Below are 23,392 nucleotides of genomic sequence, written 5' to 3'. Positions count from 1 at the left end.
TTGGTTACAAAACAAGAACCAACGGCGCAAACAATTGAAGATACCAAATTATATCAAAATTGGGGATTAACTGATTCAGAATATAAGTTAATCAAAGATGATATTTTAAGTCGTCAACCTAACTACACTGAGACTGGTTTATTTTCAGTCATGTGGAGTGAGCATTGTTCTTACAAAAATTCCCGCCCCGTTTTAAAACATTTTCCAAATTCTGGACCGCAAGTTTTACAAGGACCTGGAGAAGGTGCTGGTGTTATTGATATTGGTGATGGTAAAGCAGTTGTATTTAAGGCTGAAAGCCATAATCATCCCTCAGCTGTTGAACCCTATGAAGGTGCTGCAACAGGTGTCGGCGGTATTATCAGAGATATTTTCTCAATGGGGGCAACACCTATTGCGCTTCTTGATAGTTTACGTTTCGGTGAATTAGATAATGAGCACACTAAGTATCTTGTTTCAGAAATTGTAGCTGGTATTGGAGGATACGGTAACTGTATTGGTATTCCAACTGTTGGTGGAGAAATAGGATTTGATCCTTGTTATGAAGGTAACCCATTAGTAAATGCGATGTGTGTTGGATTGATTGATCATAAAAATATTCAAAAAGGCCAAGCTAAAGGTAATGGAAATCTAGTGATTTATGTTGGCGCTAAAACGGGTCGTGATGGTATTCATGGGGCAACGTTTGCTTCTGATGAATTTGCTGATGATAAAGAAACACAGCGCTCAGCTGTTCAAGTCGGTGATCCATTTATGGAAAAATTATTAATGGATGCTTGTCTTGAACTTATTCTTGATCATTCAGACTGGTTAGTTGGTATTCAAGATATGGGCGCTGCCGGATTAGTTTCGTCAACTGCTGAAATGGCCTCGAAAGCTAAATCGGGGATGGTACTTGATTTAGATAACGTTCCACAACGTGAAACTAATATGTCTGCTTACGAAATGATGTTATCTGAATCTCAAGAACGGATGGTTCTTTGTATTAAACCTGAATTTGAAACTAAAGTTATCAATTTATTTAAAAAATATGATTTAGAAGCCGTTAATATCGGGTATGTAACAGAAAATACGGATTATGTTTTAATACATGAGGGAAAAATTGTTGCTAATATTCCCGTTGATTCTTTAGCAAGTGATGCACCCGTCTATCATAAGGAACAAAAAGAACCTGCAAGAATCAGTGAATTTAAAGCGCAGTCTGATTTTATACCCGAGATAGGAAATACGAAGCAAACTTGGCTAGATTTGTTACAACAACCAACAATTGCATCAAAAAAATCATTGTACGAAACGTACGATTCGCAAGTTAAAGTCAATACAGTGGTTAGACCTGGTAGTGATGCAGGTGTTATTCGAATTAGAGAAACTAATAAGGCACTCGCAATGACAACAGACTGTAATGCGCGTTATATTTACTTGAATCCTAAGGTTGGTGGTCAAATTGCTGTTTCTGAAGCAGCGCGTAATATAGTGGCATCTGGTGGACAACCACTTGCTATAACAGATTGCTTAAATTATGGACGTCCTGAAAATCCAGAAATTTTTTGGGAATTTGATCAAAGTGCTATCGGTATTTCTGAAGCATGTGACATATTTAATACACCTGTTATTTCTGGTAATGTTTCTTTATATAATGAATTTAATGAACAAGCGATTTATCCAACGCCAATGATTGGAATGGTTGGCTTAATTAAAGATGTTAAAAACATAACAACACAAGATTTTAAACATATTAATGATTTAATTTATTTAGTGGGTACAACCTATAATGACTTTAATGGTTCAGAAATTCAGAAAATGATTACCAATGAGATTTCCGGAGATATTAAACATTTTGATTTAAAGACTGAACAAAGTACCCAAGCGTTAGTTTTAGAAGCTATTGAATCTGGTTTAGTCGAAAGTGCGCATGATTTATCTGAAGGTGGTCTAGCCATTGCTTTAAGTGAATCCGTATTTAAAAACGATTTAGGCATTGATATTAATGTAAATATGACAGATTCGCAACTTTTCTCAGAATCACAATCACGATTCATTTTATCGATTAAATCAGAAAATAAGACAGATTTTGAAAATTTAATGAATCAAACTGCAGAAAAAATTGGCAGTGTTACAGCAAATCAATTAATCAACGTGACAACAAAAGAGAGTAAGCTAACTCTTACAACTTCTGAAGCCAAAGAAGTTTGGGAGGATGCAATTCCATGCCTAATGAAATAAGAAGTTTAAATGAAGAATGTGGTGTTTTTGGTGTTTGGGGAAATGAAGATGCAAATCAGATTACCTATTTTGGTCTGCATAGTTTACAACATCGTGGCCAAGAAGGTGCAGGAATTGTATCAAATGATGAAGGTAAACTAATTGGTTACAGAGGATTAGGCTTACTATCAGATGTTTTTAGAAATCCTGAAAAAATTAAAAAGTTAACTGGTAATGCAGCTATTGGGCATGTACGTTATGCAACGGCTGGTAGTAACGGGATTGATAATATTCAGCCATTCTTATTTGATTTTTACGATACACAATTTGCCTTAGCCCATAATGGTAATTTAACTAATGCGGTAACGCTTAGGAATGAGTTAGAGCAAGATGGGGCTATTTTTAAATCAAGTTCGGATTCAGAGGTTTTGATGCACTTAATTCGTCGTTCATCACAAGATACTTTGCATGAACAGGTTAAAGACGCATTGAATCAAGTACATGGTGGATTTGCATACTTATTAATGACGTCAAACTGCATGATTGCGGCACTTGATCCAAATGGATTTAGGCCATTATCTATTGGTCAAATGGTAAATGGTGCTTACGTCGTTGCAAGTGAAACCTGTGCTTTAGATTCTGTTGGGGCAGAATTTGTTCGCGATGTGAACCCTGGTGAAATTGTCACTATTACTGACGAAGGGCTATCAATTGACGTTTATACAACTGAAACTAAAATGTCAATTTGTTCAATGGAATATATTTATTTTGCAAGACCGGATTCGGATATTTGTGGGATTAATGTCCATTCTGCTCGTAAAAGAATGGGTCGCAAACTAGCACGAGAAACGGGTATTGATGCAGATATGGTTATTGGTGTACCAAATTCTTCATTGTCTGCAGCTAGTGGTTATGCAGAAGAAAGTGGCATTCCTTATGAAATGGGATTAGTTAAAAATCAATATATTGCCCGGACCTTTATTCAACCCACCCAAAGGCTTAGAGAACAAGGGGTACGAATGAAATTATCAGCTGTTAAAAGCGTTGTTAAGGGTAAAAAGATTATTTTAGTCGATGATTCAATTGTTCGAGGGACAACGAGTAAACACATCGTTCGTTTATTAAAAGAAGCTGGAGCTGCTGAAGTTCATTTGCGAATTGCGTCACCACCTCTTAAATATCCTTGTTTTTATGGGATTGATATTCAAAAGCAATCTGAATTAATTGCTGCAAATAAATCAATTGAAGAAATGAAGGCTATTATCGGGGCAGACTCGTTAGCATTTCTGAGTGAAGCTGGATTAATTACTTCAATTGGTTTGAATTTAGATGCGCCTTACTCAGGATTATGTATGGCTTACTTTAATGGCGATTATCCAACGCCACTATATGATTACGAGGATGAGTATTTAGCAAACTTAACGACAGAAAAGTGAGGACTTCAAAATGGTAAATGCTTATCAAAAATCGGGTGTTGATGTAAATGCAGGTTATGACGTCGTTAATCGAATTAATAAACAAATGTCACTGGTAAATGAAACAAGTACAGTTGGTGGATTTGGAGGACTCTTTGATCTTGGTCGATTAGGTATTAAAGAGCCACTTATGGTTTCAGGTACTGATGGCGTTGGTACTAAATTGATGGTTGCCTTTGAAACAAATCGACATGACACAATTGGTATTGATTGTGTCGCTATGTGTGTTAATGACATTGTCGCTCAGGGTGCAACGCCTCTATACTTTTTGGACTACTTAGCGACTGGCAAAACTGAACCTCAAAAAATTGAAAGTATTATTTCTGGGGTAATTAAAGGATGCCAAACAGCACATATGGACCTTATTGGTGGTGAAACAGCTGAGATGCCAGGGATGTATCAAAAAACACATTATGATATGGCCGGATTTGCGGTTGGTGTCGTTGAAAAAAGTCAATTAATAGATGGTCATTCAATTCAAGAAAATGACATTTTAATTGGAATTTCGTCAACCGGTATTCATTCAAATGGATTCTCACTTGTTAGAAAGATATTTCTTGAAGACACGGTTTTTAATTTAGATGAAGCTTTACCAGAAATACCTGACGAAACACTTGCTGAAATATTAATGACACCAACAAAAATTTATGTAGATGATTTGACCCCTTTATTTCAAGATAATTTAATTAAAGGCGCAGCACATATTACAGGTGGTGGCTTTATTGAAAATGTACCAAGAATGTTACCAGAAGGCCTAAAAGCAACAATTAATCTGGGATTATGGCCAGTACTACCAATTTTTGACGCCATCTCTAAATACGGTGAAATACCCTATTTAGAGATGTATGAAATTTTTAATATGGGCATCGGAATGGTTTTGGCTGTTGATAAAGCTAACGTTGAACAGGTGATGACACAATTAAATAAAGAAACTGTACAAGCTTATGAAATAGGCTGTATAGACATTAAAAATACTGATCAAACGGTCGAATTGGTAGGTAAATAAAATGGTCAAAGTAGCAATTTTTGCATCAGGGACCGGTTCTAATTTTGAATTTATTGCAGATAATCAGGCTTTAAAAGATGCAGGATTAGAAATTGAAGTTTTAGTTTGTGATCGACCAAAAGCTGCTGTCATTAAAAAAGCACAACGTAGAGGAATTCCAACCTTTATTATTCAACCTAAAGATTTTGAAAATCGTAGTCATTATGAACAAGTGATTGTTACCGAATTAGCTAGGTATCAAATCGATACTATTTTATTGGCGGGTTATATGCGTGTGATTACAAGTACATTATTGAGTGAGTATCCGATGGAAATTATAAATATCCATCCCGCACTGTTACCCCTTTTTCCAGGTATTCATGGAATTGAAGATGCGTATAAGGCTGGTGTTAGTGTAACTGGCGTGACGATTCATTACATTGACGAAGGTGTTGATACTGGTCCAATTATAGCGCAACAAAGTATTCCCATCTTACCAGATGAAACACTTGAACAATTGGAGAGTAAGATTCATGATGTCGAACACCAACTATATCCAAAGGTGATTCTAAATTTATTAAACAATGAAAAGGGAGATTAATAAGATGAAAAGAGCTTTGATAAGTGTATCTGATAAAACTGGTGTTGCAGACTTCGCTCAGGGATTAATCAAACGTGGATTTGAAATTATTTCAACTGGCGGTACGTTTAATATTTTAAAGGATGCCGGTATTGCTGTAATTAGAATTGAGGATGTTACTCACTTTCCAGAAATGCTTGATGGACGAGTTAAAACATTACACCCAATGATTCATGGTGGGTTATTAGCAAAACGTGACAATCCAGCTCATATGGCTAAATTAGAGGAAGAACATATTGCCTTAATCGATTTAGTTTGTGTAAACTTATATCCCTTTAAAGAAACGATTGAAAAATCTGGTATTACTGAGTCAGAAGCTATTGAGCAAATCGATATTGGTGGGCCTTCAATGTTGCGTTCAGCAGCCAAAAATTTTGAATCTGTTTATGTTGTTGTCGATAAAGCTGACTATACGCCCGTTTTAGATAAACTCGATGATGATAAAATGGATAATCAGTTTCGTCGACAATTAGCAGCTAAGGCTTTTAGACACACGGCTGCATACGATACGCTAATATCATCTTATTTAACAAAAGAATTAGAAATTGAATTTCCTGAAAAATTGTCATTAACATACGATTTCAAACAAGGGATGCGTTATGGTGAAAATGCACATCAAAAAGCGGCTTTTTATCAATCAGCTTTACCAAATGATTTTTCTATTGCTGCCGCTAAGCAACTACATGGTAAAGAGTTATCATATAACAACATTAAAGATGCCGATGCTGCTTTGAAAGTTGTCTCAGAATTTAAGCAACCTGCTGTCGTTGCGATGAAACACATGAATCCTTGTGGGGTTGGTACTGGCGAAACGATTAATGCTGCATGGAAAAAAGCATTTGATGCTGATAAAACGTCAATTTTCGGAGGCATTATTGCCTTAAATCGCGAAGTTGATTTAGAAACAGCAACTGAATTACATCATTTATTCCTTGAAATTATTATTGCACCAAGCTTCACAGATACTGCATATGATATTTTAGCTAAGAAGAAAAATCTTCGTGTCATGACAATTGATTTCAGTCAAAAGGACCAAGCTGATAAATATGAATATGTCTCAGTGATGGGTGGTCTACTTGTTCAAGAACGTGATCAAGTCATTGACCAAATGGAAGAATTAAAAACGGTAACTGAAAAATTACCAACAAGTGATGAAAAAGAAGCGATGTTATTCGCTCAAAGAATTGTGAAGCATGTTAAGAGTAATGCGATTGTAATTGCAACTAAGGATCAAACGCTTGGAATTGGTGCAGGTCAAATGAACCGTGTTGGATCGGTTAAAATTGCATTAGAGCAAGCACTAGAACATGGGATGGTAGAACCATTTGTTTTAGCTTCAGATGCTTACTTCCCAATGGATGATAGTGTTGAATATGCTGCTGATCATGGTATTACGGCAATTATTCAACCGGGAGGGTCAATTAAAGATCAAGAGTCAATTGATATGGCTAACCGCAAAAATATTGCTATGGTATTTAGTGACCGTCGTCATTTCAAACATTAAATTGTTAAAATGAGTCTATCTTTTTAAACCCATGAAAGGATTATTTTATATAATGAAAATTTTAGTTATTGGTTCTGGCGGACGTGAACATGCCATCGCACGTAAATTTATTGAAAGTGATGCTGTCTCAGATGTTTACTGTTTACCCGGAAATCCAGGGATGAGTAACAACGGGATTAAATCTGTTGGTATTGATATCACTAATTGGATTGGCATGACAACTTTTGTCCGTGAAAATGACATTGATTGGACTTTTGTTGGACCAGAAATCCCACTGATAGATGGTATAACTGATTTTTTTCGTGAAGAAAACCTAGTTATATATGGACCTTCAAAAGCCGCTGCCCAGTTAGAGGGGTCAAAGGAATTTGCGAAACAAGTTATGGCGTCAGCCAATATTCCGACAGCTAACTATCAGACATTTACCGATTACCGGACTGCATTAGATTATATGACGCATCAATCTTTCCCAATAGTTATTAAAGCAAATGGATTAGCTGGTGGTAAGGGCGTTATTATTGCTCAAGATCTGTCAGAAGCAACGGATGCTCTGCGTTCATTTTTAGTCCAACAACAATTTAATACAACAGAAGTATTAATTGAAGAGTACCTTGATGGTGAAGAATTTTCATTAATGGCATTTATTGATCGAGATAAAGTTTATCCGATGCCAATTTCTCAAGATCATAAACGAGCATTTGAGGGAGATAATGGGCCTAATACCGGCGGAATGGGCGCATATTGTCCAGTTCCACAAATTTCAGAAGATGTTGTTACAGAATCAATTGATAAAATAGTTCAGCCAACAGCAGATGAAATGATGAAACGTGGTATTCCGTTCACAGGTATTTTATATGTGGGAGTAATTTTAACTAAAGACGGTCCAAAAGTAATTGAATACAATGTTCGGTTCGGCGACCCCGAAACTGAAGTCGTATTACCAAGATTAAAAACAGATTTTGCATTAGTTATTTCAAAATTATTGCAGCATGAAAGTCCATCTTTACAATGGGAAACAGAGGGAATTACTTTAGGTGTCGTCATTGCCGCTGATGGGTATCCAGAAAATCCTGTAAAAAACATTACATTACCCAATTTAAGTGACTTTAAGTCACTTTCCAACAGAATTGATTTTGCAGGTGTAAAATTGGTTGATAAGAAATTAGTTAGTGCAGGTGGACGTATTTATATTATGCATAAATCAGGCGTAGACATGGCAGATGCACAACAGAAACTTTACCGACTAATTGCCGATTTTGAAGCACACAAAACATTTTACAGAATGGATATTGGCTATAGAGCGAATCTAAAATAAAAAAACGTTCATGTTTACTTCATAGTACAAGTAAGCATGAACGTTTTATGAGTTTATGACAGATTAATTAGTGACAATTGAAACATTTGCGGCTTGTAAACCACGGCTACCTTCTTTAATTTCAAATGTTACATTTTGACCAGTTCCAAGTACTTTAAATGCGTCAGATTGTATAGCGGTATAATGGACAAATATCTCTTTTTCATCACCATAAGCAATGAATCCATAACCTTTTTGTGCGCTAAACCATTCAACAATGCCAGATTCCATATCAAACGCCTCCCAAAATTGGTCGTAAAGTTTAAGTACTTCTACAGTATAGGTAACTTTAACCAGTAGTGCAACTAATGACAATCGCAGTTTTCTCAGTTATACTTAAAAGAACTTAATATGAAGGGATGATTAATTTGAACGATATAGAAATTGCACAAAAAAACGTGATGAAACCAATCGAAGAAGTAGCTAACGAGATTGGTTTGAAAAAAACTGATATTGAACCATATGGTAATTTTAAGGCAAAAATAAATTTACCTTTAGATTTACCTACAAATAAAAATTCTAAGTTGATTCTCGTTACAGCAATTAGTCCCACTCCAGCTGGAGAAGGTAAATCAACCGTAACAGTTGGCTTAGGGGATGCTATGCATCGTTTGAATGAGAAAGTTATGATTGCTCTCAGAGAACCTTCTTTAGGTCCTGTTATGGGGATGAAGGGTGGCGCAACTGGTGGTGGTTATTCTCAAGTTGTCCCAATGGAAGATATTAATTTACACTTTACAGGTGATATGCATGCCTTAACAACTGCAAATAATACACTTGCCGCTTTGATTGATAATCATATTCAGCAAGGTAATGATTTAAAAATTGATCAAAGACGTATCATTTGGAAACGAGTACTTGATATTAATGATCGTGCCTTACGCCATGTTGTAGTAGGGCTTGGTGGCCCAATGCAAGGGATACCTAGAGAAGATGGATTTGATATTACAGTTGCCAGTGAATTAATGGCTATTTTGTGTTTGTCAAAAGATATTAAAGATCTAAAATCAAGAATCAGTGATATTGTTGTAGCATACAATACAGATAAAAAACCAATTACAGTTGCTGATTTAGGTGTAACTGGTGCAATTAGTTTATTATTAAAAGACGCAATTAAACCTAATTTAGTTCAGACTTTGGAACATACACCTGCCATTATTCACGGCGGACCTTTTGCTAATATCGCACATGGCTGTAATAGTGTTCTTGCAACACAAACAGCTTTACAATTGGGTGACTATGCAATTACGGAAGCAGGATTTGGGGCTGACTTAGGAGCTGAAAAATTTCTTGATATTAAAACACCAATCTTAGGTAAGACACCAGATACAATTGTTCTTGTTGCTACAATCCGTGCTTTGAAAATGCATGGTGGAGTTGCTAAAACTGAATTGAATACTGAAAATGTTGCTGCTTTAAAAGTGGGATTCGTTAATTTAAAGAAGCATGTTGAAAGTATGCAACGTTATGGTATTCCAGTTGTTGTTGCTATTAACAAGTTTACTGCTGATACAGATCTTGAAGTCCAAACTTTGATTGAACTTACCTCTGAAATTGGTGTTTCTGCTATACCTGCAGATGTTTGGGGCCAAGGTGGTGCCGGCGCTCTTGATTTAGCAAAAAAAGTGATTGAAACAACGAATGAGGTTCATGAATTTAAAGCATTGTATGAAGCTGATGATTCTGCTGAAACTAAAATTGAAAAAATTGTTAAAACGATTTATGGCGGGGCCAAAGTTGAATATGCACCTAAAGCAAAACAGCAATTACGTCAGTTTAAAGAATTGGGATGGGATAAATTACCTATTTGTATGGCAAAAACACAGTATTCATTGTCAGATAATGCTAAACTGTTAGGAGCACCTACGGAATTTACAATCCATATACGTGAATTTAATCCTAAATTAGGATCGCGTTTCTTAGTTGCATTAACTGGAAATGTCCTAACGATGCCCGGATTACCTAAAGATCCAGCTGCAAATCATATGGATATTGACGATAATGGTCTAATTTCAGGGTTATATTAATTAAGAATTAAGAGGATTTAATATGATTTTATATGCGTTATTAGCAATGATTATTCTAGTTGTAGACCAAGTAGTGAAATATGCGGTTTCAGCTAATATTGCGTTGAACACAAGTCAAACAGTTATACCGAATTTTTTATCGATTGCTAATATTAGAAATGATGGTGCAGCTTGGAGTTTACTAGCTGGAAAACAATGGTTCTTTTTTATTGTTTCTATTCTAGCGTTAGGATTGATGATTTATTATTTTTATAAATATAGAACAAATATGGGCTATAAGCTCAGCATTACATTGATGATTGCTGGGACTTTAGGTAACTTTATTGATCGATTAAGATTTGGTTATGTTGTTGATATGTTTCAAACAGACTTTGTTAACTTTCCAATTTTTAACGTGGCGGATACTGCGTTAACAGTTGGCGTTATCATTTTATTAATAATTGTTTTAAAGGAAGACGATAAATGACAGAATTAGTGATTCAAGATGAGACAGGACGTCTCGATAAGGTTATTGCGAAGTTAATGCCTGAAATATCTAGATCAAAAGTACAACGCTGGATTGAAAGTGGCGATATTCTAGTTAATGGTAAAACAGAAAAGACTAAATATGCCGTCCAACCAGGAGATAAAATTAATTTAGTAGAACCTGAGCCAGTTGAGTTAGATTTAATACCACAAGATATTCCCTTAGATATCGTTTATGAAGATGATGATGTTATCGTCGTTAATAAACCACAAGGTATGGTTGTTCATCCATCACCAGGACATGCAGATGGTACATTAGTTAATGCATTATTATTTCACAGTCCCTTATCAACAATTAATGGGGCCTTTAGACCAGGAATCGTTCATCGAATTGATAAGGATACTTCTGGACTTTTAATGGTTGCTAAAAATGATAAAGCACATCAATCATTAGCAGCTCAATTGAAAGCAAAAACGAATATTCGAGAATATATTGCTTTAGTACATCAACCAATTAAAGAAGAATCAGGAATTATTAAGGCGCCACTCGGTCGTTCACCTAAAGATCGTATGAAACAAGCGGTGGTTAAAGATGGTCGTCCAGCAGTGACACATTTTAAAGTGGAAAAAAATTATGAAAACTACTCACTTATTAAGTGCCAATTAGAAACAGGTCGTACACATCAAATTCGTGTTCACATGCAATACATTGGTCACCCAGTTGTAGGTGATCCCTTGTATGGGTCACGTAAAACAATTAAAGGGCATGGTCAATTTTTACATGCAGCTAAGCTTGGATTTAAGCATCCAACAACGGGTAAAGAGCTTATTTTTGAAGTACCAATCCCACCTATTTTTAAAAGTACGCTGGATTATCTTGACAAAACAAATGCTATCAGGTAACATAAAAATCAATAAAGTTCCTTTAAAATAGTCCTGTGAGACTAAAAGGTAATGTACGAATAGATTTCTTTTCTAGAAGTCTGCCTCTTAGTCTAAGTATTTTTAGATTAGGGGGCTTTTTTATTGGAAAAAAGGAGGAATACTAGATGGTAAAAGAAGTAGTAGATTCATTAGGTATGAAACGTGCTTTAACCAGAATGACATATGAAATTATTGAAAAGAATAAAGGTATTGATAATCTGGTACTGATTGGAATCAAAACAAGAGGCATCTATTTAGCAAGACGAATCGCAGATCGCTTAAAACAACTTGAAGGTGCTGATGTTTCAGTGGGTTCACTAGATATTGCACTTTATCGTGATGACCGACATGATGCAAGTTTAGGCAATGAACCAACTGTTAATACGCAAGGTGAACAAATTGATTTTGATATCACGGGTAAACAAGTTATATTGATTGATGATGTTTTATATACCGGACGTACAATTAGAGCTGCACTTGATGCTTTAATGGATCAAGGAAGACCCCAAACTATTAATTTAGCCGTTCTTGTTGATCGAGGCCATAGAGAATTACCAATAAGAGCTGATTATGTTGGAAAAAATATTCCTACTTCGTCAGATGAACAGGTATCAGTTTCAGTAGAAGAAATTGATGGTAAAGACTCAATTGAAATTGAAAGAATTAAATAATAGATCGTTAAGATGTTCCAGAGAGAGCAAACGATTTAGAAATCTATTAGGGAATAACGTAGGCCTAAACTAGATTTCAACTTCGAACGCATCTCTCTATAGAGGTGCGTTTTTTATATAGAAAGGAAATGAGAAAATGAAAGAAAAGTTTAGAAATGATGATGCTGTACTTGATATCCATGATAGACCATCATTTGGGCAATGGATGGGATTATCAATTCAACATTTATTCACGATGTTTGGAGCAACGGTTTTAGTACCTATTCTAGTCGGTTTGAACCCAAGTATTGCTTTATTTAGTTCAGGTGTAGGTACTTTAGTTTATATCGGGATTACAAATGGTAAAATTCCAGCTTACCTTGGTTCAAGTTTTGCTTTTATTGCGGTTATGCAAATGTTAATGAAAACATCCGGTTATCCGGCAGTTGCTCAAGGAACGATTGCAGCAGGATTAGTTTATCTGATTGTCTCAATTATTATCGGAAAAGTTGGGTCAGGTTGGCTTGATCGTATTTTGCCACCAGTTGTTGTGGGGCCAGTTGTCATGGTCATCGGATTATCTATGGCAACAACAGCAGCAAGTAACGCGATGTTAAAATCGGGTACTTATGATATTAAATATGTTTGGGTCGCAATATTCACTCTGGCTATTACGATATTTTTCAATATGTATCTTAAAGGATTCATTAGTTTAATTCCCATTTTACTTGGAATTGTCTGTGGCTACATTATGGCTGTCTTATGTGGAATCGTTGATTTTTCTACGGTAGAAAAGGCTAATTGGTTTACATTACCTGCATTCGATGTTGCATTTATAAATTACCAACCTAAAATTTATTGGAGTGCCATTATTGGTATGGCACCAATCGCATTTGTCACAATGACAGAGCATATGGGCCATATAATGGTTTTAAATAAATTAACGAAAAGAAACTTTTTCAAGGATCCCGGACTGAATAGAACCCTTTTCGGTGACGGTGTATCATCAATTATTGCTGGATTTGTTGGAGGTCCTCCAACAACCTCATACGGTGAAAATATTGGTGTTTTAGCCATGACTAAGGTTCATAGTATTTGGGTGATTGGTGGCGCCGCATTCTTCGCCATTGTCTTTAGTTTCGTTGGAAAAATTAGCGCTTTGATTCAAAGTATTCCAGGACCAGTTATTGGTGGTATTAGTTTTCTACTCTTTGGTGTCATTGCTTCAAGTGGGTTAAGAATCTTAATCGATAATCAAATTGATTATGATAAAAAGCGTAATCTGATGATTACTGCAAGCATCCTAGTGTTAGGAATTGGTGGCATGTACTTAAAAGTGGGTGATTTACAATTAACAAGTATTGCACTTGCAACAGTAGTAGGTATTGCACTAAACCTTATTTTACCTAAAGAAGCTAAAAGCGAAAAATAATAGGAGATGATATTTTGTTAGATAAAAAGACAAATTTAGTTCAGTTACAACATTTAGTATCAATCGAGGATCTATCTACAGAAGAAGTTGAGGCATTAATTGAAAGAGCTGAAAAGTTTAAACGAAATCCGTCATTATTTAACTTAAAACATCCTATCTTTACAACAAATTTATTTTTTGAAAATAGTACCAGAACACATAGTAGCTTTGAAGTAGCTGAGCAACGTATGAAATTAAACATTGTCTCATTTAATCCAAGTATTAGCGCACTAAGTAAAGGTGAAACTTTATACGATACTGTTTTAACAATGGGTGCTATTGGGACTCAAATCGCTGTTATCCGCCACCCTGAGAATGAATATTATCAACAATTAATTGGGGATAATGATTTGGGAGTTGGTATTATCAATGGTGGAGATGGGAGTGGACAACATCCTTCACAATGTCTACTCGATATGATGACGATTAAAGAAGAGTTTGGAACGTTTAAAGACTTAAAAGTTGCAATTGTAGGAGATTTAACTAATTCAAGAGTTGCTAAAAGTAATATGCAATTATTAAAAAAATTAGGTGCTTCATTATACTTTTCAGGTCCAAAGGAATGGTTTTCTGAAGAATTCGAAGCATACGGTCAGTATTTAGAAATGGACGAATTAGTTGGTGAGGTTGATGTCATGATGATGCTACGTGTCCAACATGAGCGTCATACTGATGATAGTAAATTTTCAAAAAAGAATTATCATGAAAAATTTGGATTAAGTATTGAACGTGGAAAAAAATTAAAAAATAAAACTATTATTATGCACCCAGGTCCAATTAATAGAGATGTAGAATTAGCCAGCGAATTAGTTGAATGTAAACAATCACGATTTGTAAAACAAATGACGAACGGTGTATTTGTTAGAATGGCCATTTTAGAAGCTATCATTAACGGACGTCATCTGATGGAGGTTAATAGAGCATGAAGAAATTAATTAAAAACGGAACCGTTTTTTTGAATCATAGTTTTAGCCAACAAGATATCTTGATTGAAGACGACAAAATTAAAGCAATTGGCACTAATTTAGCTGATGAACTGTCAAATGTTGACTTAGTTATTGATGCAGAGCATTTAATTGTTACACCTGGGTTAATTGACGTTCATGTCCATTACAGGGAACCTGGATTTGAATATAAAGAGACGATTAAGACAGGAAGTCAGGCCGCTGCCCGAGGTGGTTTTACCACAGTAGGAGCCATGCCTAATTTGGATCCTGTTCCTGATACGTTAGAACATTTTGCTGAAATAAAACGACGTAATCAAAAAGACGGACAAGTACATATTTCCCAATATGCAGCAATTACCAAAGGTAGAACTTCTGAAGAATTAGTAAATTTTGGAGAATTAAAAAAGGCTGGTGCATTCGCCTTTACAAATGATGGTTCAGGTATTCAGACAGCTGGAACAATGTATCTTGCAATGAAAGAGGCTGTAAAGGTTAATTTACCACTTGTCTCTCATGTTGAAGATAACTCATTATTATTTGGCGGCGTCATGAATGAAGGTATTCGTGCAAAAAATCTTGGACTACCCGGTATTATGGGTATTGTAGAATCATCACAATTAGCCCGAGATTTAATGCTTGCACAAAAAACGGGAGTTCATTATCATATGTGTCACGTTTCTACAAAAGAAAGTGTGGAATTAATTCGACTTGCTAAAAGTCATGGAATTAATGTTTCCTGTGAAGTTTCACCACATCATTTATTATTAACGGATTCAGACATTCATATGGATAATGGTAATTTTAAAATGAACCCCCCATTAAGAACTGAAGAAAATCGCCTCGCTTTAATTGAGGGATTATTAGATGGCACAATTGATATGATTGCGACAGATCATGCACCACATAGTGAAGATGAAAAACGCGGTAGCATGCTTAATGCCGCGTTTGGTATAACTGGAAGCGAAACGGCCTTTCCGTTGTTATATACAAGAATGGTTAAAACAGGGATTTTAACATTAGCCCAACTTATTGTTCTAATGAGTGAAACGCCAGCCAAACAGTTTAATCTAAATGGTGGCACGTTGGAGCCTGGATCAGTAGCAGATATTGCCATTTTTGATATCACAAATGAACAAACAATTAATGAAGCAGATTATGTCTCAAAAGGTAAAAATAGTCCATTTACAGGGAAAAAAATTTATGGGGAAACAATGTTAACGCTGGTTAGCGGTGAAATTAAATATGATAGTCGAAAGGTTGAGTAAATCATGAAACGATTCTTAATTTTAGAAGACGGAAGTATTTTTAAAGGATTTAGTTTTGGAGCAATGGCCTCAACTACTGGCGAAGTCGTTTTTACGACTGGAATGACAGGGTACCAAGAAACGATTACAGATCAATCATTCAGTAATCAAATCATCACGTTTACTAATCCTATTATTGGTAATTATGGTGTTAATTTGGATGATTATGAATCAATAGAACCTTCATGCAAGGGTGTTATCGTTAATAATGTTGCTAGGGTTTCTAGTAATTGGCGTCAACAATTAACCTTAGATGAATTTTTAATACAGAAGGATATTCCTGGAATATATGGTATTGATACACGCGAATTAACAAAGAAATTACGAAATGTAGGAACGATGAAAGGAAGCATTATTGATGCCGACGCTGATTTAAATCATGCCTTTGATGCAATGAGTGCAACTGTACTTAACCAAAATATCGTCCAACAAGTTTCTACGATTAAACCCTATCCTAATCCTGGAACAAAATTAAACATTGTATTAGTCGATTTTGGGTTAAAGCATAGTATTTTGCGCGAATTATCTAAGCGTGATTGCAACGTAATTGTTTTACCCTATAATGCAACTGCAAAACAAATATCTGATTTACAACCTGATGGCGTCCTATTATCGAATGGCCTGGGAGATCCTAAAAACTTACCAGAAGTTGTTGAGATGATTAAAATGATACAACCTAAATTTCCAATTTTTGGTATTTGTTTAGGACATCAGTTATTAGCACTAGCAAATGGTGCAGATACATATAAAATGAAGTTCGGACATCGCGGATTTAATCATCCGGTTAGAGAAATTGCAACTGGACGAATTGATTTCACCTCACAAAATCATGGATTTGCGGTGGACAGCGATTCTATTGATTCAGATAAACTGATAGTGACACATCGTGAAATTAACGATGAGTCTGTTGAAGGAATTAAACATAAAACTGATCCAGCATTTAGTGTCCAATTTCATCCGGATGCTGCACCTGGGCCACATGATGCAGATTATTTATTTGATGAATTTATTGAAATGATAAACCGAGTTGGGAGAAAATAAATATGCCTAAAAGAAATGATATCCATAAAATAATGGTTCTTGGATCTGGTCCTATTATTATTGGTCAGGCCGCAGAGTTTGATTATTCTGGTACACAAGCTTGTTTATCTTTAAAAGAAGAGGGTTACGAAGTTGTTTTAGTAAATTCCAATCCAGCTACAATTATGACGGATAAAGAAGTTGCAGACGAAGTGTACATTGAACCTTTAACGGTGGAATCAGTTTCCGGTATTTTACGTAAAGAGTATCCAGATGCCATTGTGCCAACTTTAGGTGGTCAAATTGGCCTTAATTTAGCTATGGAATTGTCTCAATCCGGTATTTTAGATGAATTAAATATTGAATTATTAGGTACCAAATTAAAATCAATTGATCAAGCTGAAGATCGTGAGCAATTTAAACAATTAATGCAAGAGTTAAATGAACCCGTTCCGGAATCACTAACTGTTGAAACCTTAGATAGTGCGCTAGAATTTGCAGATATTGCAGGATACCCAGTTATTGTTAGACCTGCATTTACAATGGGTGGGACTGGTGGCGGTCTATGTAAAACAGCTGAAGAACTTAGTAAAACGGTTGTTAATGGATTAGAGCTATCACCAACAACACAATGCTTGATAGAAAAGAGTATTGCAGGATACAAGGAAATTGAATTTGAGGTTATGCGAGACCACGCTGATAATGCAATTGTTGTTTGTAGCATGGAAAATTTTGATCCTGTTGGTATTCATACAGGAGACTCTATTGTCTTTGCACCAACACAAACCTTATCTGATAGAGAATATCAGATGTTACGAGACGTATCTTTGAAATTAATCAGGGCCTTAAAAATAGAAGGTGGTTGTAACGTACAACTTGCTCTAGATCCTCATAGTTTTAAATATAATATTATAGAAGTTAATCCACGCGTAAGTCGTTCGTCAGCGTTAGCTTCGAAAGCAACGGGATACCCAATTGCGAAGATAGCTGCCAAAATAGCAGTTGGCTTGAATTTAGATGAGATTTTAAATCCAGTGACTAAAACAACTTTTGCTGAATTCGAACCAGCATTGGACTACGTTGTTGCTAAAATACCACGTTGGCCGTTTGATAAATTCAATCGAGCAAATCGCTCACTAGGAACGCAAATGAAGGCAACTGGTGAGGTTATGGCGATTGGTCGTAACATGGAAGAAAGCTTATTAAAAGCAGTTCGATCTTTAGAAATTGATGAAGATTACTTGTGCTTAGATAGTGCTCAAAATGCAACTGACTCCCAACTTGAAAACCAGTTGGTTAATGCAACTGACCAAAGATTATTTTATTTAGCTGAAGCAATACGTCGCGGGTACACAATTGAAGAAATCGAAAAACTAACAAAAATAAATTTAGTTTTTTTGGATAAATTAAAACACATAGTCGAAATTGAAATGTCGCTAAGTATCAATGTTAAAGATATTGACGTCCTTATTGAAGCTAAAAAACATGGTTTTAGTGATAAAGTTATTGCTGATATTTGGCACGAAACTTTGGAGGATATTAGAAAGTTTAGAATAGAAAATAATATTATTCCAGTTTATAAAATGGTTGATACCTGTGCTGCTGAATTTGAATCAGCCACGCCATACTTCTATAGTACGTACGAACATGAGAATGAGAGTTTAAAGAGTAAAAAACAAGCAATTATGGTTATTGGTTCTGGTCCCATTAGAATTGGTCAAGGTGTTGAATTTGATTACGCAACAGTTCATTGTGTTAGGGCTATCCGAGACGCAGGATATGAAGCAATTATCATGAATAGTAATCCAGAAACCGTTTCAACCGATTTTTCAATCGCTGATAAATTATATTTTGAACCGTTAACATTGGAAGATGTTTTAAATGTGATTGATGTTGATAAACCTTTAGGTGTAATTGTTCAGTTTGGTGGACAGACAGCAATTAATCTTGCTGCGGGATTACAACAGTATGGTATTAAAATATTAGGAACGTCTGTTAAAAATTTGGATCGTGCTGAGGATAGAGAGTCATTTAACCAAGCGATTAAGCATCTAGGATTAAAGCAACCAATTGGTAAGACTGCAATAACACAAGAAGATGTGCTTAAAAGAGCAACAGAAATCGGTTATCCCGTTCTTGTTAGACCTAGCTATGTTTTAGGTGGACGTGCAATGGAGATTGTTCAAAATCAGGCAGAACTCGAATTATATTTGCTAAATAACGTTAAAATCGCACCACAACATCCAATCTTAATTGATAGTTATCTTGAAGGTATTGAGTGTGAAGTAGACGCAATTTGTGACGGTGTTTCTGTCTTAATTCCAGGAATTATGGAGCATATTGAACATGCTGGAATTCATTCAGGCGACTCAATGGCTGTATATCCATCACAACATCTATCAGACAAGATTAAAGCAGAGATCGTTAATGCAACTAAAAAGATTGCACTTGAACTAAAATGTGTGGGATTAATGAACCTTCAATTTATTGTTCATCAAGATGAACTTTATATTTTAGAAGTTAATCCACGTGCCAGTCGTACGGTTCCTTTTTTGAGTAAAGTTACAGGTATTAAAATGACCCAAGTAGCAACTAAAATTATATTAGGCAATGATTTGCAAGAACAAGGTTATCAGGACGGTTTATACCGAGAATCTAGTTCCGTTCATGTAAAAGCGCCTGTTTTCTCATTTAGTAAATTAAATGATGTTGATCCATTTCTAGGGCCAGAAATGAAATCAACCGGGGAAGTTATGGGGACGGATCAAACATTTTCTAAAGCACTCTGTAAAGCTTTAGTAGCAGCCAATATCAGCTTATCAGGTAATGGTTCCGTATTAGTAAATGTTAACGATAAAAATAAAAATGACATATTACCACTTGTTCACCGATTTGTTTTACTCGGATATAAAGTTTTAACATCACCAAAAATGGTTGATTTCTTTTTAGATAATCAGATTAAAACGTTTGCCAGCACAGAGGCATTAAGCGTTAACCGACAATTAGATGATATTAATAATTTGTTACAATCTGGAACCGTTCAATTTGTTATCGATACACTATCAGATGATCACGATAAAGCATCATATGGTTATCAAACTCGTAAAATGTCAGTAATGCAACATATTCCATTGTTTACATCTTTACAAACTGTCGATGTACTTATGCAAGCGTTAGAAAGTCAGTCATTTTCAGTAGCAGCACTATAAAAATTAAGGGGAGTAGATAATGATTAATCGACCTATCATTGCTTTAGATTTTCAGAATAGAGCGCAAACGACAGATTTTTTACAGTTATTTCCTCAAGATGAACAACTATTTGTTAAAGTTGGTATGGAATTGTTTTATAGTGAAGGAACTCGTTTTGTTGAAGAATTAATTGATCAGGGACATGATATTTTTCTTGATTTAAAGTGTCATGATATTCCAAATACTGTTCGTCAAACTATGACCAGTTTAAGTCGACTAGGTATTTCACTAACAACGGTCCATGCGGCTGGTGGCGTTGAAATGATGAAATATGCATTAGATGGATTAGACCAAGGTAATTCCTCAATAAAAATGCCAAAAATAATTGCAATTACACAATTAACTTCTACCAGCCAAGAACAATTAGAAACTGAACAATTGGTTGAACGTCCATTAATTGAGAGTGTTGTTAATTATGCTAAGTTAACAGAATTAGCTGGATTAGCTGGCGTTGTTTGTTCAGCACAAGAAGCTAAAATGATTAAGGAAGCAACTTCCAAAAACTTTTTGGCAGTCACACCTGGAATACGATTGGAAGGGCAGGCAGTAAGTGATCAAAAAAGAGTAATGACACCAGCTGCTGCAAAAAGAAATCAAAGTAGCGCCATCGTTGTCGGACGATCAATTACGCAAGCAACAGATCCGTTTGCTGCTTACCAAGCAATCAAAAAAATGTGGGAGGAAGCTTAAATGAATTTAGCAGAGACAGTTGCCAGTGATTTATTAGAGATTGGTGCCGTAACTTTATCGCCAAAGAAGCCGTTTATTTGGGCAAGTGGACTAAAAAGTCCAATTTATTGTGATAATCGGTTAACGATTAGTTATCCTGAAATTCGTACTAGAATCGCTAAAGGTATAGCAGGTATTATTTGTGAAAAATATCCTGATACAGAGGTAATTGCAGGAACGGCAACTGCAGGTATACCCCATGCAGCATGGATTGCTAATGAATTAAATTTACCTTTAATTTATGTTAGAACAAAACCTAAAGATCATGGTACTGGTCAACAAATTGAAGGACGATTAATTAAAGGACAGAAAACTATTTTAATTGATGATCTCATTTCAACTGGTGGGAGTGTGATTCAAGCAGTTAATGCAGCAAAAAATGAAGGCGCTGATGTTTTAGGTGTCATCGGTATTTTTAGTTATGAACTAGCGGCAAGTACTATAAATTTTGCTGAAATTGAAACACCTTTTGAGACATTAACTAATTATTCAACACTTATTAAAGTAGCTAAAGAACAAGAAAAAATTAATTCTGATGAAAAATTATTATTGGATAAATGGCGTATTAATCCAAGTAATTGGTTATAGTAAAAAAGTTTCAACTAAGAATAATTTCTTAGTTGAAACTTTTTATTTACGACGCATGGCCATAATTTTTTGTGAATCTGGTGTAATAAATGTTGAGTTCTGGCCTTCATAGACAACAAAACCTGGTTTTGAACCATTGGGCTTTTTAATCCGTTTAACTTGGATATAATCTACTGGAACAGATGCCGATTGACGATATTTTGAGAAATAAGCGGCTAAGTTAGCCGCTTCTGTGACTGTCTCATCACTAGGATTAGAACTATGAATAATTACATGGGAACCAGGAATATTTTTAGCATGTAACCAGATGTCAGATTTATTGGCTGTCTTCATGGTTAGTTGATCATTTTGAAGATTATTTTTACCAACAGAGATAAGTGTGCCATCTGTAGCATAATATTCATCTGGTTTACTTATTTTAATTTTAATTGCTTTTTTATTTTTATTCAATTTTTGTTCTTTTAATAACCCTTGTTGTTGTAATTCGATCTTAATATCTGGTAAGTCTTTAGGTTCAGCTAACTCGATTTCTGATTGAATTTCTTCTAAGTAAGCAATTTCTTTTTTATTTAGGAGAAGTTGTTCATTAACAAATATAACTGCATTCTTTTGTTTTTGATATTTTTTAAAATATTTTTGTGCATTTTTTGAAGGTGAAATTTGATTGGATAATTGAATGGTCATTTCTTTTTCATTATCATAGAAATTAGGTAATGAAACTTCTGTCATTCCTTGTTTAACTAAGTGAAGATAAGTAGTTAATAATTCACCTTGGACCCGTAATTGATCCGCTGTTTCAGTATTTTTTAATGTTTTTTCTAATTTTTTTTGTTTGCCACGGTTCTTTTTGAGCTCATTTTTAACAACGCGGATTAAGTGGCTCCCTTGTTGTTGAACGCGGTCTTTATTTGCTTTATCGAGATAGTAAGTATCCAGCATTTCACTTAATGAATCGAATTCTTGACCAGTACCAATCTCTTTATTTGGAATGGCCGAAAAATCAAGACGTTTGCCAGATAAAATAGTTGGTGTCGGTGTATCAAATTGTTTAAAGAAAGCTGACCAGCTGACACTAGGGTCTTCAACGTTAGTATGAAGTGCAGTTGCGAGATCTAAACTAGATTGACCAGCGAGACCTTGATAGCTATTTTGAAGCTCCTTCGCTAGCACTTCTTTATTTGGAAACTCGGATAAAAGTGTTTTAAATGCATCAGATGTATCTTTAAATGGATTTAATTTATCTTGTGCTGGTGGCTGACGATAGGTTGCACCAGGAATCAACATACGATATCGATTTTGGTCTGAACTAATATGTTTAATGGTATCCAAAACCTTATCATTCGTTGGATTAATTAGTAGACAATTACTATAGCGTCCCATCATTTCTAAACTTAAAATTAGAGGTTGTTCATCACCAAGTTCATTTCTAGTTAAAAATGAAAAATTAATAATACGATCGTTAGCAATCTGATCAATTGCAACAAGTTGACCGCTTTCTAAATATTTACGAAGCATCATTGTAAAATTAGTTGGCGTTTTAGGATTTGAATAGGGTATATTTGTAATTTGCGCACGAGCATAACTTGAATGTGCAGATAATAATAAGGGTTGATTCTTTCTATTTGCACGAATTGTAATAATAACCTCATTTGGGTAGGGCTGTGATATTTTTGAGACCCGACCACCGATTAGTTTCGTTCTTAGTTCACTAATCATTGCATGAGTAAAAACGCCATCAAATGACATTTAATCAACTCACTTTCTATAAAATATGTTTAATAACTACAAGTGTAACGTTTTAAACGATAAATCGCAAAGAATCATTATTGAATAGTTTTCTTGCCATTTTTAGTCTATA

Annotated in this window: 19 protein-coding genes; 17 read left to right on the top strand and 2 right to left on the bottom strand. The window is 35.2% G+C overall.

The features are described 5' to 3' along the window. Genes purL through purD form a run of 6 tightly spaced genes read left to right on the top strand, consistent with a single transcriptional unit; the run spans nt 1 to nt 8,121 of the window. Entirely contained in the window at nt 1-2,223 is a 2,223-nt protein-coding gene (gene purL, locus ACE83Q_RS02480) for a phosphoribosylformylglycinamidine synthase subunit PurL (RefSeq protein ID WP_409022559.1), read from the top strand. Beyond that, nucleotides 2,208-3,638 (top strand): amidophosphoribosyltransferase, encoded by a 1,431-nt coding sequence (gene purF, locus ACE83Q_RS02475; protein ID WP_409022558.1) that lies wholly within the window; start codon nt 2,208-2,210, stop codon nt 3,636-3,638. The genes purL and purF overlap by 16 nt, the downstream gene beginning before the upstream one ends. Nucleotides 3,639-3,648: 10 nt before the next feature. After that, a complete protein-coding gene (purM, locus tag ACE83Q_RS02470; protein WP_409022557.1) occupies nt 3,649-4,683 on the top strand; it encodes a phosphoribosylformylglycinamidine cyclo-ligase in 1,035 nt (344 codons plus the stop codon). Between the two features lies 1 nt (nt 4,684). After that, complete coding sequence (gene purN, locus ACE83Q_RS02465; protein WP_409022556.1) at nt 4,685-5,263, top strand: phosphoribosylglycinamide formyltransferase; 579 nt, start codon at nt 4,685-4,687, stop codon at nt 5,261-5,263. Nucleotides 5,264-5,267: 4 nt separating this feature from the next. Continuing rightward, nucleotides 5,268-6,806, top strand: a complete 1,539-nt coding sequence (gene purH, locus ACE83Q_RS02460; RefSeq protein WP_409022555.1) for a bifunctional phosphoribosylaminoimidazolecarboxamide formyltransferase/IMP cyclohydrolase — start codon at nt 5,268-5,270, stop codon at nt 6,804-6,806. Nucleotides 6,807-6,858: 52 nt separating this feature from the next. After that, nucleotides 6,859-8,121 (top strand): phosphoribosylamine--glycine ligase, encoded by a 1,263-nt coding sequence (purD, locus tag ACE83Q_RS02455; protein WP_409022554.1) that lies wholly within the window; start codon nt 6,859-6,861, stop codon nt 8,119-8,121. A gap of 63 nt (nt 8,122-8,184) precedes the next feature. Here purD and ACE83Q_RS02450 read toward each other — a convergent pair whose 3' ends face one another. Continuing rightward, complete coding sequence (locus ACE83Q_RS02450; protein ID WP_409022794.1) at nt 8,185-8,391, bottom strand: cold shock domain-containing protein; 207 nt, start codon at nt 8,389-8,391, stop codon at nt 8,185-8,187. Between the two features lie 137 nt (nt 8,392-8,528). On the opposite strand from ACE83Q_RS02450, the gene ACE83Q_RS02445 reads away from it, so the two are divergent. From ACE83Q_RS02445 to pyrE, 11 genes are all read left to right on the top strand, one after another. Next, nucleotides 8,529-10,187, top strand: a complete 1,659-nt coding sequence (locus ACE83Q_RS02445; RefSeq protein WP_409022553.1) for a formate--tetrahydrofolate ligase — start codon at nt 8,529-8,531, stop codon at nt 10,185-10,187. Nucleotides 10,188-10,209: 22 nt separating this feature from the next. Continuing rightward, the gene (gene lspA / locus ACE83Q_RS02440; protein ID WP_409022552.1) at nt 10,210-10,653 is read left to right on the top strand and encodes a signal peptidase II; all 444 of its coding nucleotides are present in this window, start codon (nt 10,210-10,212) and stop codon (nt 10,651-10,653) included. After that, entirely contained in the window at nt 10,650-11,555 is a 906-nt protein-coding gene (locus tag ACE83Q_RS02435; protein WP_409022551.1) for an RluA family pseudouridine synthase, read from the top strand. The genes lspA and ACE83Q_RS02435 overlap by 4 nt, the downstream gene beginning before the upstream one ends. A gap of 146 nt (nt 11,556-11,701) precedes the next feature. Beyond that, nucleotides 11,702-12,247: a bifunctional pyr operon transcriptional regulator/uracil phosphoribosyltransferase PyrR gene (gene pyrR / locus ACE83Q_RS02430; protein ID WP_409022550.1), complete on the top strand. Its 546-nt coding sequence runs from the start codon at nt 11,702-11,704 to the stop codon at nt 12,245-12,247. A 136-nt stretch (nt 12,248-12,383) separates the two neighbouring features. Next, complete coding sequence (gene uraA, locus ACE83Q_RS02425; RefSeq protein ID WP_409022549.1) at nt 12,384-13,658, top strand: uracil permease; 1,275 nt, start codon at nt 12,384-12,386, stop codon at nt 13,656-13,658. A 14-nt stretch (nt 13,659-13,672) separates the two neighbouring features. Further along, entirely contained in the window at nt 13,673-14,623 is a 951-nt protein-coding gene (locus ACE83Q_RS02420; protein WP_409022548.1) for an aspartate carbamoyltransferase catalytic subunit, read from the top strand. Then, complete coding sequence (locus tag ACE83Q_RS02415; RefSeq protein ID WP_409022547.1) at nt 14,620-15,909, top strand: dihydroorotase; 1,290 nt, start codon at nt 14,620-14,622, stop codon at nt 15,907-15,909. Before ACE83Q_RS02420 ends, ACE83Q_RS02415 begins: the two co-directional genes overlap by 4 nt. 3 nt (nt 15,910-15,912) lie before the next feature. Continuing rightward, nucleotides 15,913-16,989 carry a carbamoyl phosphate synthase small subunit gene (locus tag ACE83Q_RS02410; protein WP_409022546.1) on the top strand — a complete coding sequence of 359 codons (1,077 nt, stop codon included), beginning with the start codon at nt 15,913-15,915 and terminating at the stop codon, nt 16,987-16,989. A 2-nt stretch (nt 16,990-16,991) separates the two neighbouring features. Further along, the gene (gene carB / locus ACE83Q_RS02405; RefSeq protein ID WP_409022545.1) at nt 16,992-20,177 is read left to right on the top strand and encodes a carbamoyl-phosphate synthase large subunit; all 3,186 of its coding nucleotides are present in this window, start codon (nt 16,992-16,994) and stop codon (nt 20,175-20,177) included. A 16-nt stretch (nt 20,178-20,193) separates the two neighbouring features. Further along, on the top strand, nt 20,194-20,907 hold the full coding sequence (gene pyrF / locus ACE83Q_RS02400; protein ID WP_409022793.1) for an orotidine-5'-phosphate decarboxylase: 714 nt from the start codon (nt 20,194-20,196) through the stop codon (nt 20,905-20,907). Next, the gene (gene pyrE, locus ACE83Q_RS02395; protein ID WP_409022544.1) at nt 20,908-21,534 is read left to right on the top strand and encodes an orotate phosphoribosyltransferase; all 627 of its coding nucleotides are present in this window, start codon (nt 20,908-20,910) and stop codon (nt 21,532-21,534) included. A gap of 42 nt (nt 21,535-21,576) precedes the next feature. Here the strand turns inward: pyrE and ACE83Q_RS02390 are convergent, their stop codons facing one another. Further along, nucleotides 21,577-23,280 carry an NFACT RNA binding domain-containing protein gene (locus ACE83Q_RS02390; protein WP_409022543.1) on the bottom strand — a complete coding sequence of 568 codons (1,704 nt, stop codon included), beginning with the start codon at nt 23,278-23,280 and terminating at the stop codon, nt 21,577-21,579. Nucleotides 23,281-23,392: the final 112 nt, after the last annotated feature.

This window comes from Dellaglioa kimchii (assembly GCF_046115505.1).
Taxonomy (GTDB): Bacteria; Bacillota; Bacilli; order Lactobacillales; family Lactobacillaceae; genus Dellaglioa; species Dellaglioa kimchii.
Note: the sequence above shows the minus strand (reverse complement) of the source record. Positions and strands in the feature narration are given on the sequence as shown.

Excerpts from the sequence above, each read along its gene's own strand:
- ACE83Q_RS02415 (WP_409022547.1), top strand. The coding sequence starts at position 14,620 with ATGAAGAAATTAATTAAAAACGGAACCGTTTTTTTGAATCATAGTTTT.
- ACE83Q_RS02435 (WP_409022551.1), top strand. The coding sequence starts at position 10,650 with ATGACAGAATTAGTGATTCAAGATGAGACAGGACGTCTCGATAAGGTT.
- purN (WP_409022556.1), top strand. The coding sequence starts at position 4,685 with ATGGTCAAAGTAGCAATTTTTGCATCAGGGACCGGTTCTAATTTTGAA.
- pyrE (WP_409022544.1), top strand. The coding sequence starts at position 20,908 with ATGAATTTAGCAGAGACAGTTGCCAGTGATTTATTAGAGATTGGTGCC.
- purF (WP_409022558.1), top strand. The coding sequence starts at position 2,208 with ATGCCTAATGAAATAAGAAGTTTAAATGAAGAATGTGGTGTTTTTGGT.
- uraA (WP_409022549.1), top strand. The coding sequence starts at position 12,384 with ATGAAAGAAAAGTTTAGAAATGATGATGCTGTACTTGATATCCATGAT.
- purM (WP_409022557.1), top strand. The coding sequence starts at position 3,649 with ATGGTAAATGCTTATCAAAAATCGGGTGTTGATGTAAATGCAGGTTAT.
- ACE83Q_RS02410 (WP_409022546.1), top strand. The coding sequence starts at position 15,913 with ATGAAACGATTCTTAATTTTAGAAGACGGAAGTATTTTTAAAGGATTT.
- carB (WP_409022545.1), top strand. The coding sequence starts at position 16,992 with ATGCCTAAAAGAAATGATATCCATAAAATAATGGTTCTTGGATCTGGT.
- purD (WP_409022554.1), top strand. The coding sequence starts at position 6,859 with ATGAAAATTTTAGTTATTGGTTCTGGCGGACGTGAACATGCCATCGCA.
- purH (WP_409022555.1), top strand. The coding sequence starts at position 5,268 with ATGAAAAGAGCTTTGATAAGTGTATCTGATAAAACTGGTGTTGCAGAC.
- ACE83Q_RS02450 (WP_409022794.1), bottom strand. The coding sequence starts at position 8,391 with ATGGAATCTGGCATTGTTGAATGGTTTAGCGCACAAAAAGGTTATGGA.
- lspA (WP_409022552.1), top strand. The coding sequence starts at position 10,210 with ATGATTTTATATGCGTTATTAGCAATGATTATTCTAGTTGTAGACCAA.
- pyrR (WP_409022550.1), top strand. The coding sequence starts at position 11,702 with ATGGTAAAAGAAGTAGTAGATTCATTAGGTATGAAACGTGCTTTAACC.
- ACE83Q_RS02390 (WP_409022543.1), bottom strand. The coding sequence starts at position 23,280 with ATGTCATTTGATGGCGTTTTTACTCATGCAATGATTAGTGAACTAAGA.